Here is a 14,088-nt window from a genome sequence, read left to right as displayed (position 1 = left end):
GGTGGGATAACCCTATACGGGACCGTCCGCGCACAAGGATGTGCGCGGTCGAGCCCCAGGGAAGGCTTGTAGCGTGTCCCGTATAGGGTTATCGCACCCGGACGCCCACATCGAATTCCCCGTCCACACAGCACCCACCACCGACGACACCAACAAAAATCCCGCCAATTTGACGGGATTTCAGTACTGCTCAGCACAGCAGACGGCGTCACACCGTGTGCAAATACCACATGTACTCAAGGTCGGAGATGGTTTTCTCAAACTCTTCGAGCTCGCTCTCCTTGCACAGCACGAATACATCGAGGTATTCCTCGCCGATGTATTCCTTCATCACTTCCGAGGTTTCCAGCTCGCGCAGAGCATCACGCAGGTTGGTCGGTAGTGACGGCTCGTGCTGGTCGTAGGCGTTGCCTTCGGTCTGCGGTGGCGGCTCGATCTTGTTGCTGATCCCGTAATGAATTGCAGACAGCAGTGCGGCCATCAGCAGATACGGGTTGGCGTCGGCGCCAGCCAGACGGTGCTCGATACGCATCGCGTCGGCATCCCCACCGGGCACGCGGACAGCCACGGTACGGTTGTCGATGCCCCAGGTCGGTGCACAGGGAACGAAGAAACTCGGGCTGAAACGACGGTACGAGTTCACGTTCGGACACAGGAATGCCATGTACTGGGGAAGGGTCTCGAGCAGGCCGCCGATCGCCCAGCGCAGCATGTCGCCCAGCGAGCCATCGGCATTCGGTGCGAAGACATTGCGTCCGTCCGCGTCGACCAGGCTGATGTGCACATGCATGCCATTGCCGGCCTGATCGTAGTACGGCTTGGCCATGAAGGTGGTGTCCATCTCATGGTCATAGGCGACGTTCTTGATCACCCGCTTGAGCAGCACGTTGTAGTCACAGGCCTTGACCGGATCATCGACGTGGTGAAGGTTGACTTCGAACTGGCCTGGGGCCGATTCGGCGACGATGGCGTCAGCGGGGATGTCCTGCTCGTGGGCAGCCTCGATGACGTCCTCAAGAAACTCTGCATATTCGTCCAGATCGTCCATCGAATAGACCTGAACCGAATTGGGCCGCTTGCCCGACATGGGCGAACGTGGCGGCTGCGGGCGACCAGTGAGGTTTTCCTGATCGATCAGGTAGAACTCCAGCTCGAATGCCGAGACGGGCTTCAGACCCAGCTCGCTGAAACGCTCTACAATGCGCTGCAGCACATAGCGCGGATCAGCGAAGAACGGCGTCTTGCGATCCAGCTCATACATGGTCATCAGTAGCTGACCCGTCGGGCGCTTCTGCCAGGGTTCGATATTCAGGGTGTCGGGAATCGGCAGGCAGATGCGATCGGCGTCGCCGATTTCAAGGCCGAGGCCGGTCTCTTCGACAGTTGTACCCTGAATGTTCAGCGCAAAGATGGAGGCCGGGAGGGCGATGCCCTTTTCATAGGCTTTGGGCAGAGCGGAACGGTCGATGCGTTTTCCGCGGACTATGCCGTTCATGTCGGCGATCAGAAGGTCGATAAAGTGAATTTCCGGATGCGCGGCGAGAAACGCCTCGGCTTCCTGGATACTGCCTGACGCAGTCTTTGCTGCATCAGTATCGACCGGAGCAGTATCCGCGCCGGCTTGGGGTTGCATTGATATCACCTGTAATTTTGTAAAATATATCAATCACGCAAGTACTACGGAGAGAGTTAATCCGAAAGGTTCCAACGAGTCAATAGAGCCAGCGATGCCCTATATATGTGCACAACGCACCAAATAAGGCCAGTTCTAGGCCTTTCAGGCGCCGCGCACAGCTTGCGAGAAGCGCGCCATCGGCTATTCTGTATTCATGATTTTTTATTGCTATTGTGTAAAAAATTGAACAACATCGAACTCATGTACGTTATTCAACACAGACCATGGACATGTCATCTCAGCGCAAACCCCTGATAGGTATCTCCTGCTGCACCGACAAGAGCGGTCTGCATCCTTTCCATATAGTAGGGGAAAAATACATCCTCGGCGTGGTGGATGGCGCGAACGGTCTACCACTACTGATTCCTGCGCTTGGCGACCGCCTGGCCAGCGAGCAGCTCCTGGAAACGCTTGACGGTGTACTGTTCACCGGCTCGCCTTCCAACGTCGAGCCGCACCACTATGCTGGCCCGCCCAGCGCCGATCCGAAGCAACATGACCCTCAGCGCGACGCCACCACGCTGCCGCTGATTCGTGCCGCTATCGACCAGGGCGTTCCGGTGCTCGGCGTGTGCCGCGGATTTCAGGAAATGAATGTGGCATTCGGCGGCAGCCTGCATCAACGCCTGTATGAAGTGCCCGGTTTTATCGAGCACCGCGAAGACAAGAGCCAGCCAGTGGACGTCCAGTACGGCCCCGCCCACGATATCAAGGTCGAACCGGGAGGACTGCTCTACGAACTGTCCGGCCGCGATTCGGCCCGGGTCAACTCTCTGCATACGCAGGGTGTAGACCGTCTGGCGCCGGATCTGCGGCCGGAAGCGACCGCCCCCGACGGGCTGATCGAGGCTTTCTCGGTCGCCCAAGCTCGCAATTTTGCGCTGGGCGTGCAATGGCATCCAGAGTGGAAGGTCACCGAGAATTCCTTCTATCTGTCGATATTCAGGGCGTTTGGTGACGCCTGCCGGGCACGCGCGGCTTCGAGGACTGTATGAATCAGATCGAATCCTGGCTTAAAGAACACAAGATTACCGAAGTGGAATGCATGGTCAGTGACCTGACCGGCATTGCCCGCGGCAAGATCGCTCCGACGATGAAGTTCGTCTCGGAAAAGGGCATGCGTTTGCCCGAAAGCATCCTCCTGCAGTCGGTCACCGGCGACTATGTGGAAGATGACATCTATTACGAACTGCTGGACCCGGCCGACATCGACATGATCTGCAAGCCGGACGAGAACGGCATCTATCTGGTGCCGTGGGCCATCGAGCCGACGGCGCAGATCATTCATGACTGCTATGACAAGCAGGGCATCCCGATCGAGATGTCGCCGCGCAACATCCTCAAGAAGGTGTTGAAGCTGTATGCCGACAAGGGCTGGCAGCCGATCGTCGCGCCCGAAATGGAATTTTACCTGACCCGCCGCAACGAAGATCCGGATCTGCCCTTGCAGCCGCCGATCGGCCGTTCCGGCCGTCAGGAGACCGGGCGTCAGTCGTTCTCCATCGACGCGGCGAACGAATTCGACCCGCTGTTCGAAGACATGTATGACTGGTGCGAGACTCAGGGGCTGGATCTGGACACGCTGATTCATGAGGAAGGCACGGCGCAGATGGAAATCAACTTCCGTCATGGCGATCCGCTGCATCTGGCTGACCAGATTCTGGTGTTCAAGCGCACCATGCGCGAAGCCGCGCTCAAGCACGACATGACCGCGACGTTCATGGCCAAGCCGATCACCAACGAGCCGGGCAGTGCAATGCACCTGCACCAGAGCATCGTCGACAAGAAGACCGGCAAGAACATTTTCTCCAATCCCGACGGCACCATGAGCGAACTGTTCCTGCATCACATCGGCGGGCTGCAGCGCTACATCCCCGAAGTGCTGCCGTTGTTCGCCCCCAACGTCAACTCGTTCCGCCGCTTCCTGCCAGACACCTCGGCACCGGTGAACGTCGAATGGGGTGAAGAAAACCGTACCGCCGGCCTGCGTGTTCCGGATTCCAACGCGCAGAACCGCCGCGTGGAAAACCGCCTGCCGGGCGCTGACGCCAACCCCTATATAGCGATTGCGGGCAGCCTGCTCTGCGGGTATCTGGGCATGGTGGGCAGCATCGCGCCGTCCGCACCGGTAAAAGGCCGCGCCTACGAGCGCCGCAACCTGCGCCTGCCGTTCACGCTGGAAGCGGCGCTGGAACGGATGGAAGCCTGCCGCGACATCCAGGAGGTGCTGGGCGAGAAGTTCTGCCGTGGTTACGTGTCGGTCAAGCGGGTCGAACACGAGAACTACAAGCGCGTGATCAGCTCGTGGGAGCGCGAGTTCCTGCTGTTGAGCGTCTGATCCGCCTCGCCTCACCGGGCACCACTGAACAACAGGAGTAACGATGAGCCAGCCAACCCATACCACCGCCGAGTTGCGTGCGCTTGATCACGCGCATTATCTGCATCCGTTCACCGACCACAAGGATCTGGGCAGCCGCGGCTCGCGCATCATCGAGCGTGCCGAAGGAGTCTACCTGTGGGACAGCGACGGGCAGAAGATACTTGACGGCATGGCTGGCTTGTGGTGCGTGAATATCGGTTACGGCCGTCGCGAACTGGCCGAGGTGGCGTACAAGCAGATGCTGGAACTGCCGTATTACAACAGCTTCTTCCAGTGCGCCAACCCACCTGCGGTCAAGCTCGCGGCGGCAATTGCCGAGATCGCGCCAGCGCATATGAACCATGTGTTCTTCACCGGCTCCGGTTCGGAATCAAACGACACAGTACTGCGCATGGTGCGTCGTTACTGGGATCTGAAGGGCAAGCCGACGAAGAAAACCGTGATCGGGCGCATCAACGGCTACCACGGCTCGACGGTCGCCGGCGCCAGTCTCGGCGGCATGGCGCCGATGCACGAGCAGGGCGACCTGCCTATCCCCGGCATCGTGCATATCGCGCAGCCGTACTGGTATGGCGAGGGGGGCGACATGAGTCCGGAGGAGTTCGGGCTCTGGGCGGCGCGCCAGCTGGAGGCGAAGATCGAGGAAGTCGGTGAGGACAACGTCGCCGCCTTCATAGCCGAACCGATTCAGGGCGCCGGCGGGGTGATCATTCCGCCGTCTACCTACTGGCCGGAAATCAAGCGCATCCTCGACAAGTACCAGATCCTGCTGGTCGTCGACGAGGTCATTTGCGGCTTTGGCCGTACCGGTGAATGGTTCGGCAGCCAGTACTACGACCTCAAGCCTGACCTGATGCCGATCGCCAAGGGCATGACATCGGGCTACCTGCCCATGGGCGGGGTGATCGTCGGCGATCGCGTCGCACGGACCATGATCGACGAGGGTGGCGAGTTCTTCCATGGCTACACCTACTCCGGCCATCCGGTTGCGGCCGCGGTAGGCCTGGAGAACCTGCGCATTCTGCGCGATGAAAAGATCGTCGAGTACGTCAAGCAGGAAGCGGCACCGTATTTGCAAAGCAAGATCGCCGGTCTGGCGGATCACCGCCTGGTCGGTGAAGTACGCGGTGTGGGCCTGCTCGGCGCGATCGAACTGGTGAAGAACAAGGCGACGCGCGAGCGGTTCCATGAGAAGGGCACCGCGGGCACGCTGTGTCGCGACATCTGTGTTCGCAACGGCCTGGTCATGCGGGCTGTGGGCGACACCATGATCATGTCTCCGCCTCTGGTCATCAGACCGTCGGAAATCGACGAACTGGTGATGCGTATTCGGCAGTGCCTTGATCAGACCGCGGAGCAGCTCGGCATGTGAAGGTCGGCCGGCAGGGTCCGCGTGTGCTTCGAGTGTGTAAGGAACAACCGTACAGGTTCGCAACGCGTTCAAACACAATGGATGGAGAGCTGAGAACGATGATCAAGCATCTGAGCAAGACTCTGTTGGCCGTAGGTGTCGCCACCTTTGGCACCCTCGCCCACGCCGAAGAAGTGGTGAACATCTATAACTGGTCGGACTACATCGCCGAAGACACGCTGGACAATTTCCAGAAGGAAACAGGCATCCGACCGGTTTACGACGTGTTCGACAGCAACGAAGTGCTCGAAGCCAAGCTGCTGTCGGGCAGTTCGGGATTCGACATCGTGGTCCCCTCCAACCAGTTTCTCGGCAAGCAGATCAAGGCCGGCGCCTTCATGCCGCTGGACCGGAGCAAGCTGAAGAACTGGGAGAACCTCGACAAGACCCTGCTCAAGGCGCTCGACACCAATGATCCGGGCAACCAGTACGCCTTCCCCTATCTGTGGGGCACCACCGGCATCGGCTACAACGTCGACAAGGTAAAGGAAGTGCTGGGCGACGATGCCCCGCTCGATTCGTGGGATCTGGTGTTCAAGCCGGAGAACATGGAGAAACTGGCCAAGTGCGGCGTAGCCTTCCTTGACGCGCCCGCCGAAATCATCCCCTCGGCCCTGTTCTACGCCGGCCTCGATCCGAACAGCACCAACGCCGACGACTACGCCAAGGCCGAGGAAGTGCTGATGGGTGTGCGCCCGCACATCACCTACTTCCACTCCTCCAAGTTCATCACCGATCTTGCCAACGGCGACATCTGCGTCGCGGTGGGTTGGTCCGGTGACATCATCCAGGCCTCCGACCGCGCTGAAGAAGCCGACAACGGCAATGACATCCAGTACGTCATTCCCAAGGAAGGCGCGGCCATGTGGTTCGACATGATGGCCATTCCGAAGGACGCGCGGAACGTCGATAACGCCTACGCCTTCATGGACTACATTCTGCGCCCGGAAGTGATTGCCGAGATCAGCAACTACGTTGCCTATGCAAACGGCAACGAGGCTTCCAAGTCGATGATCGACAAGGAAGTACTGAATGATCCGGGCGTCTATCCGAGCGACGAGACCTTGAATAAACTCTTCACGCTGGCCGAGCTGCCGCCGAACATCGAGCGTGTGCGCACCCGTGCCTGGACCAGAATCAAGTCCGGCCGTTGAGGACCTGAAAGCTGAACCCGCCGGATCGAAAGATTCGGCACACCAACAAGGCGGGCCAGGCCGGCGTTGCGGCTGGAGTCCGTTACAGGAGATACGATGAAAAACTTTAAGAAAAGCCTGTTGGCTGTCTCCACTGCCGTTCTGCTGGGAGGCGCTGCCAGTGCCCAGGCTGAAGGCGAGCTGAAGATTTTCAACTGGTCCGACTACATCGCCGAAGACACGGTCGACAACTTCGAGAAAGAAACCGACATCGACGTCACCTATGACGTGTACGACTCCAACGAAACGCTGGACGCACGCCTGCTGACCGGCCGCTCGGGCTTCGACATCGTCGTGCCGTCCAACCACTTCCTGACCAAGCAGATTCAGGCGGGCGTGTACCAGGAGCTTGATCACAGCAAGCTGCCCAACATGAAGAACCTTGATCCGAAGCTGATGGAACAGCTCGAAAGCGTTGATCCGGGCGCCAAGCATGCCATCCCCTACATGTGGGGCACCAACGGCATCGGCTATAACGTCGAGAAGGTCAAGGCTGCGCTGGGCGACGACGCCCCCACCGATTCATGGGATCTGGTGTTCAAGCCGGAGGTGGCCAGCAAGCTCAAGGACTGCGGCATTTCCATGCTCGACTCCGGTGACGACATGCTGACCTCCGCGCTCGGCTATCTCGGACTCGATCCGAACAGCACCGACGCCGACGACATCAAGAAAGCCGAAGAGCTGCTGATGGGCGTGCGCGACAACGTCCGCTACTTCCACTCCTCACGCTACATCACCGATCTGGCCAATGGCGACATCTGCGTCGCAGTCGGCTTCTCGGGTGACATCTTCCAGGCGGCCTATCGCGCCGAGGAAGCGAAGAATGGCGTGGAAATCGAGTACACCATTCCCAAGGAAGGCACCCAGCTGTGGTTCGACATGATGGCGATTCCGAAGGACGCGCCGAACCCGGACAACGCCCACACATTCATCAACTACATCCTCAAGCCTGAGGTCGTCGCGCCCATTACCGATTACGTGGCGTATGCGAACCCGAACAAGGCCGCGAACGAGCTGGTTGATTCCGAGATTCTCAACGATCCGGCGATCTACCCGACCGAAGAAGTGATGAACAAGCTGTACGTGGCCAAGCCGCGCCCGATGGCGGCACAGCGTCTGGTCACCCGCGCCTGGAACCGCGTCAAGTCAGGCAAGTAAGCAGCCGGGCCGCCCTGCGGGGTGGCCCTTTTTTGATCCAGCATTTACGACTTAATGGCCGCCCGGCCCTGCCGGGCGGTACTGATCAGGCGACCGCCTTTCGTGTCGCCGTGTGGAGATGAGTATGGTTGGTGCAGCAGGTGCCATGAAACAGGCCATGGCCAAGGCCGAGCCTAACGAGTTCGTCAAGATCGATCGCATCAGCAAGCGATTCGACGAGGCGCTGGCGGTCGACGATGTCAGCCTGACCATCAACCGCGGTGAAATATTCGCCCTGCTCGGTGGCTCCGGCTCCGGCAAATCGACGCTGCTGCGGGTACTTGCCGGTTTCGAACGCCCGACCGAAGGCCGCGTCTGGCTTGACGGCCAGGACATCACCGACCTGCCGCCGTACAAGCGCCCGATCAACATGATGTTCCAGTCCTATGCACTGTTCCCGCACATGACCGTGGAACAGAACATTGCCTTCGGCCTGAAGCAGGACCGCATGAGCAAGGCGGAGATCACCGACCGCGTCCAGCAGATGCTCAAGCTCGTGCACATGACCGAGTACGCGCGGCGCAAGCCCAACCAGCTCTCCGGCGGCCAGCGCCAGCGGGTGGCACTGGCACGGTCCCTGGCCAAGAGCCCGAAGCTGCTGCTGCTCGACGAGCCCATGGGCGCGCTGGACAAGAAGCTGCGCTCGCAGATGCAGCTCGAACTGGTGGAAATCATCGAGCGCGTCGGCGTGACCTGCATCATGGTCACCCACGACCAGGAAGAGGCCATGACCATGGCCCAGCGGATAGCCATCATGCACCAGGGCTGGATTGCCCAGGTCGGCACGCCGATGGATATCTATGAAAGTCCGGTGAGCCGCCACGTGGCCGAATTCATCGGCAGCGTGAACATCTTCGAAGGCGAGATCATCAGCGACATGGAAGATCACGCGATCATCCGCTGCCGCCATCTCGACCGCGATATCTACGTAGGCCATGGCATTTCCACCCGCGCGCAGGACAAGAAGATCACCTACGCGCTGCGCCCGGAGAAGCTGTTCGTCAGCACCGCGAAGCCGGAAAGCGAGCACAACTGGGGGCACGGCCACGTGCATGACATTGCCTACCTGGGCGGTCATTCGGTGTACTACATCAAGCTGGAAAGCGGCCTGATGGTTCAGGCCTTCTTCCCCAACTCCGAGCGCCGGCTGCCGCGCCCGACATGGGAAGACAAGGTCTACATCAGCTGGGAAGATGACGCCGGCGTGGTACTGCAGTCATGAGCAGGGGGCTGTCGCGACTGCTCCCGAGCGGGAAGCTGTGGGTCATCAGCATCCCGTACCTGTGGCTGTTCCTGTTCTTTCTGCTGCCGTTCGCCATCGTCCTGAAGATCAGCTTTTCGCAGGCGGCGATTGCCATTCCGCCCTACGAGCCGCTGATCGAATACGCCCAGCAGTCACTGAACATCGTGCTGAATCTGGGCAACTACCTGTTCCTGGCCAGCGACTCGCTGTACTACTCGGCGTACCTGGGCTCGCTGAAGATCGCCTTTTTCTCGACGCTGGTGTGTCTGGCCCTCGGCTATCCGATGGCTTATGCCATCGCCCGCGCGCCCAAGGACAAGCAGCTGGTGTATCTGCTGCTGGTGATGATGCCGACCTGGACCGCGATTCTGATCCGTGTGTATGCCTGGATGGGCATTCTCAGCACCAATGGCCTGCTCAATTCGGCGCTGATGGGCATGGGCATTACCGACTCGCCGATCCCGATCCTCAACACCGATACCGCCGTCTATATCGGTGTCGTCTACGCGTATCTGCCGTTCATGGTGCTGCCGCTGTACGCCAACCTGGTCAAGCACGACATGAGCCTGCTGGAGGCGGCAATGGATCTCGGCGCCGGCAAGACCAAGGCGTTCTGGACGGTTACCGTGCCGCTGTCGAAGAGCGGCATCATCGCCGGCTCGATGCTGGTGTTCATCCCGGTCGTCGGTGAGTTCGTCATTCCCGAGCTGCTCGGTGGCCCCGAGACGCTGATGATCGGCAAGGTGCTGTGGCAGGAGTTCTTCAACAACCGCGACTGGCCGATCGCCTCGGCGTTGGCGATCATCATGCTGCTGATCCTGTTGATTCCGATCATCCTGTTCCACTACAACCAGTCCCGGGAAATGGAGAAGAACGCATGAACACTCGCTCGACCTTCTCCACCGTGGTGCTCTGGCTGGGCCTGGCATTCATCTATGTGCCGATGCTCATCCTGGTGATCTATTCGTTCAACGACTCGCGCCTGGTCACCGTCTGGGGTGGCTGGTCGATTCGCTGGTACGTGGGTCTGCTGGACAATCAGCAGTTGATCAACGCGGTTCAGCGCAGTTTGCAGATCGCCTTTTTCACCGCATGTGCCGCAGTGCTGCTGGGTACGCTCGCGGCATTCGTCATGACGCGCATCAAGCGCTTCCGCGGCCGTACGCTGTTCTCCGGACTGGTCACCGCACCGCTGGTCATGCCCGAGGTGATTACCGGCCTGTCGCTGCTGCTGCTGTTCGTCTCCATGGCCCAGCTGGTTGGCTGGCCGGCCGAGCGCGGCATGGTGACAATCTGGATTGCGCACACCACCTTCTCCACGGCCTACGTGGCGATTGTCGTCAGTGGCCGTCTGGGTGAGCTGGATCAGTCCATCGAGGAAGCCGCGCTGGATCTCGGCTCGCCCCCGTGGAAGACCTTTCTGCTGATCACCGTGCCGATGATCGCGCCGTCGATCTTCGCCGGCTGGCTGCTGGCGTTCACCCTGTCGCTGGACGATCTGGTTCTGGCCAGCTTCGTATCCGGTCCGGGCGCGACCACCCTGCCAATGGAAGTCTTCTCGGCCGTGCGCCTGGGCGTGAAGCCGGACATCAACGCCATCGCCAGCCTGATCCTGCTTGCCGTGTCTCTGTTCACGCTACTGGCCTGGTTCGTCGCCCGCAGCGCCGAAAAGCGCTCGCGGATGCCGGAAGCGGAAGCCGCGCCAACCTGGAAGGACGCCATCGACAGTCGCCGCAATTGATCGAGCCGGGGCGCGCGCTGCGTAGCCCCGGCTTCCTTCCAGGCGAGCGTTAGGCGACTGCACCGCACAATCGAGTTAGGATATTCCCCTTCGTCGCCGACCCGTTCGGCACTGCCTGTTTACACCCGCTTGGAGATACCACCGTGTCCAGCCTGGTCCCCACCGTCGATCCGGACGGCCTGCTCGAATATTCCGTCGTCTTTACTGACCGCTCCCTGAATCACATGTCGCAAACCTTCCAGGAGGTGATGCGCGACATCTCCACCACACTCAAGCAGGTCTACCAAGCCTCCGCAGTGGCCGTGGTCCCGGGCGGCGGTACCTACGGCATGGAAGCGGTGGCGCGCCAGTTCGCCCGCAACAAGCGCTGCATGGTGATTCGCAATGGCTGGTTCAGCTATCGCTGGAGCCAGATCTTCGAGATGGGCGGCATGCCAAGCGAAGAGACCGTACTCAAGGCCCGCCAGACCGGCACCGGCGATCAGGCGCCCTTCGCGCCGGCACCGATCGAGGAAGTGGTCGCGGAGATCCGCAACCGCAAGCCGGATATCGTCTTCGCACCACATGTGGAGACCGCTGCCGGCATCATGCTGCCCGATGACTACCTGCGTGCCGTCGGCGAAGCGGTTCGTGAGGTCGGCGGCCTGTTCGTGCTCGACTGCATCGCCTCAGGCACCGTCTGGGTGGACATGCAGGCCTGTGCAGTGGACGTACTCATCAGCGCACCGCAGAAGGGCTGGAGCGCCTCACCCTGCAGCGCCCTGGTCATGTTCAGCGAACGTGCCGAACAGCGCCTGGCCGAAACCAGCAGCGACAGCTTCGCCTGCGACCTGAAGAAATGGCGGCAGATCATGCAGGCCTACGAAAACGGCGGCCATGCCTACCACGCCACCATGCCTACCGATGCCCTGCGCAGCTTCCGCGACACCATGCTGGAGACGCGCGACTACGGCTTCGACAAGGTCAAGCAGGAGCAGCTGGATCTCGGCCGCGCCGTACGCGCTTTGATGCAGGAAAAGGGCTTCGCTAGCGTTGCTGCAGACGGCTTCGGCGCCCCTGGCGTGGTGGTCAGCTACACCACCGACGAGAACATCCAGAACGGCAAGGCCTTCATCGCCCAAGGCTTGCAGACGGCAGCAGGCGTACCGCTAATGTGCGACGAGCCCGCCGGCTTCAAGACCTTCCGCATCGGCCTGTTCGGCCTGGACAAGCTGCACAATATCGAGCGCACCGTAAGCAACCTGCGCCAGGCGTTGGAAGCGGTTAAAGGCTGAAGACGACTCGCGATGTCGACGGCATGCCGAGCAGGCTCAACCCCTGTTGAATCTGCTCGGTGTGCATCACGTCTGCTAGGCCCCGGCATACCGTTGGAAAAGCCCTACCCCTGATATATGCTCGAACTCGGCAAGGGATGCCGTCGATACACCCGCCTACCGGCAAGGACAGCCGTCTCATCCCCAGCCTTTTAATACACACGCATGCTATGCCTTCTTGGCACCGGCAGGGCGGTAGCATGTTTGCCAAAACCGTCGCAGGTTCTGAGCTCGCACGCCTGCTGTAATGGCTAGCGCCTCGACGGCCGGAATATTGAGCGGACCAAATGTGGAAGTCACGCGATTACAGGTGTCGAGCCGAGCGGAACAGCAAGTGATTGTGTTACGAGGAAAAACCACCCCTAACGGTCCGGCATCGGCGGGAATATGTGGAAGCAACCAATATGCAATATGCTGGAATTCCATCTAATCACTGTTAAGTGAGGGGCGCGTTAAAGCTAAGTGCCACGTTTAAAGAGGAAGTTGGGTTCGGCAGTAGTCATAAAGCCTTGCGCCACGCTTTAAGAAACACCGATTCAAGTAGCGCAGGAGCTTAAAGCTGGGTGGGCGTAAAGAGGCGCGGTTTCGTTCATGTTGCGTTGGGTAAATCAAGCTCGTCATTTCAACAGCAATAGAAAGGGGCGCATGTTCTAAGCACCTCAGTGGCTTCAGGCCAAGTAGAAAGACGAAAAACAAAAAAGCAAGGCAGGTTTTGTGGTATGGCAAAACAGCAGTACACTTCAAAAACAAAATCACTTAACAAACGGTTCAAGCAGACAGTTTTTCCGCTCCGCCTTTTTGTGTTTGTTAACACAAAAAGGCTCCACTCAAAAACTGCTGCTTAACCGGGCGTTAACTTTAAATCAGAGATCGAGTATTTATGGCAGATAGCAAGGATGAATTTACTCTCTACAGAGAAAAGTCTAAGACCAAATCCTCAAAAGAGGTGCTTCAGGGCTTCATGGATTTGATGAAGCAAGAAATGCATTTAAGAAGTGAAGACGTTCAGCCATCTCATAGTTTTTGGTATTACCGCCCAACAAAAGACTTTCCGCCAAAATCAATTCGCTATCCGTCAGAGTATGATGGAAGTGATCGACTGAATATCGCATGCACACAGACAGAATTAAAACCTAGTGCACAAAAGAAGCTGGTTAATTCTTGGTGTGAATCATTACCAGATATGGACAACGTCGAATATATTTGGTTTTCATCAAGGACAACTCAAGAGTTGTTTGATGCTGTATGTGAGATGAAGTCAATAAAAGGTCTCTATATTAAATGGAGCGGAATAAAATCAATAGACAAAATCACTAAGGCAAAAAGTCTTAGGTATCTCCATATTGGTAGCTCTCCTTCTTTGGCACCTCTTGAACCTCTTGGTCAGCTTCCAGCCCTTGAATGGTTGGAACTTGAAAATATAAGGGCCTGCGAAGATTTATCATTTACTAAGAATCTCATTAACTTAAAGGGGCTTTCTATTGCAGGTGATGGGAACAGTATCAAGTACTTAAAAGCCAAAACTCTGGAGCCATTAACTTCGCTTCAGGAGCTTTACTGGCTATCACTTGGGACATTTATGGTGGAACAAGATGGGCTTTTACCCCTTGCAAAACTAAGAAAGCTAAAATATCTCTTCATTAGCAATAAATATAAATTCGAGGACGTGGCGGCACTAGCAGGCGCAAGACCTGATGTGGAGTGTGATTTGTTTGAGCCAGTATCTGGTGTTTATGATTTTCTTGCTTGTAAAAAATGTGGCGAGCACACAGTGATACTGCCTACAGGTAAAGGTAAGCCTTGGATGTGCCAGACATGTGATGCAAAAAAAATAGAAAAGCATATTCATCAATTCAATGAAATAGCTAACGAGTACTTAAAATGGTCATCAAAAAGTTAACAAGTCAAAGCACTCGGACGCAGCAAAGCTGCGCC

General features: G+C 58.2%; 11 protein-coding genes. 10 read left to right on the top strand and 1 reads right to left on the bottom strand.

The features are described 5' to 3' along the window. Window positions 1–208: 208 nt before the first annotated feature. A complete protein-coding gene (locus KEM63_RS00905; protein ID WP_223654075.1) occupies window positions 209–1,633 on the bottom strand; it encodes a glutamine synthetase family protein in 1,425 nt (474 codons plus the stop codon). A gap of 272 nt (window positions 1,634–1,905) precedes the next feature. Here KEM63_RS00905 and KEM63_RS00900 point away from each other — a divergent pair, with 272 nt between their 5' ends. From KEM63_RS00900 to KEM63_RS00855, 10 genes are all read left to right on the top strand, one after another. After that, window positions 1,906–2,670 carry a gamma-glutamyl-gamma-aminobutyrate hydrolase family protein gene (locus tag KEM63_RS00900; protein WP_223654073.1) on the top strand — a complete coding sequence of 255 codons (765 nt, stop codon included), beginning with the start codon at window positions 1,906–1,908 and terminating at the stop codon, window positions 2,668–2,670. Beyond that, entirely contained in the window at window positions 2,667–4,013 is a 1,347-nt protein-coding gene (locus tag KEM63_RS00895; RefSeq protein ID WP_223654071.1) for a glutamine synthetase family protein, read from the top strand. The genes KEM63_RS00900 and KEM63_RS00895 overlap by 4 nt, the downstream gene beginning before the upstream one ends. Before the next feature lie 43 nt (window positions 4,014–4,056). After that, window positions 4,057–5,427 (top strand): aspartate aminotransferase family protein, encoded by a 1,371-nt coding sequence (locus KEM63_RS00890; protein ID WP_223654069.1) that lies wholly within the window; start codon window positions 4,057–4,059, stop codon window positions 5,425–5,427. Window positions 5,428–5,528: 101 nt separating this feature from the next. Further along, on the top strand, window positions 5,529–6,620 hold the full coding sequence (locus tag KEM63_RS00885) for an extracellular solute-binding protein (RefSeq protein ID WP_423747843.1): 1,092 nt from the start codon (window positions 5,529–5,531) through the stop codon (window positions 6,618–6,620). A 96-nt stretch (window positions 6,621–6,716) separates the two neighbouring features. After that, complete coding sequence (locus tag KEM63_RS00880) at window positions 6,717–7,817, top strand: polyamine ABC transporter substrate-binding protein (RefSeq protein ID WP_223654067.1); 1,101 nt, start codon at window positions 6,717–6,719, stop codon at window positions 7,815–7,817. A gap of 124 nt (window positions 7,818–7,941) precedes the next feature. Continuing rightward, a complete protein-coding gene (locus KEM63_RS00875) occupies window positions 7,942–9,078 on the top strand; it encodes an ABC transporter ATP-binding protein (RefSeq protein WP_223654066.1) in 1,137 nt (378 codons plus the stop codon). Continuing rightward, window positions 9,075–9,980: an ABC transporter permease subunit gene (locus tag KEM63_RS00870; protein WP_223654065.1), complete on the top strand. Its 906-nt coding sequence runs from the start codon at window positions 9,075–9,077 to the stop codon at window positions 9,978–9,980. The genes KEM63_RS00875 and KEM63_RS00870 overlap by 4 nt, the downstream gene beginning before the upstream one ends. Continuing rightward, window positions 9,977–10,840, top strand: coding sequence for an ABC transporter permease subunit (locus KEM63_RS00865; protein WP_223654064.1), 864 nt, complete (start codon window positions 9,977–9,979; stop codon window positions 10,838–10,840). The genes KEM63_RS00870 and KEM63_RS00865 overlap by 4 nt, the downstream gene beginning before the upstream one ends. A 143-nt stretch (window positions 10,841–10,983) precedes the next feature. Beyond that, complete coding sequence (locus tag KEM63_RS00860) at window positions 10,984–12,114, top strand: pyridoxal-phosphate-dependent aminotransferase family protein (RefSeq protein ID WP_223654063.1); 1,131 nt, start codon at window positions 10,984–10,986, stop codon at window positions 12,112–12,114. 919 nt (window positions 12,115–13,033) lie between these two features. Beyond that, window positions 13,034–14,053, top strand: coding sequence for a leucine-rich repeat domain-containing protein (locus KEM63_RS00855; protein WP_223654062.1), 1,020 nt, complete (start codon window positions 13,034–13,036; stop codon window positions 14,051–14,053). The last annotated feature ends 35 nt before the right edge of the window (window positions 14,054–14,088 follow it).

The organism is Halopseudomonas nanhaiensis (assembly GCF_020025155.1).
GTDB classification, from domain to species: Bacteria; Pseudomonadota; Gammaproteobacteria; order Pseudomonadales; family Pseudomonadaceae; genus Halopseudomonas; species Halopseudomonas nanhaiensis.
The sequence above is the reverse complement of the archived record's forward strand: the minus strand, read 5'-3'. Positions and strand labels throughout refer to the sequence as shown.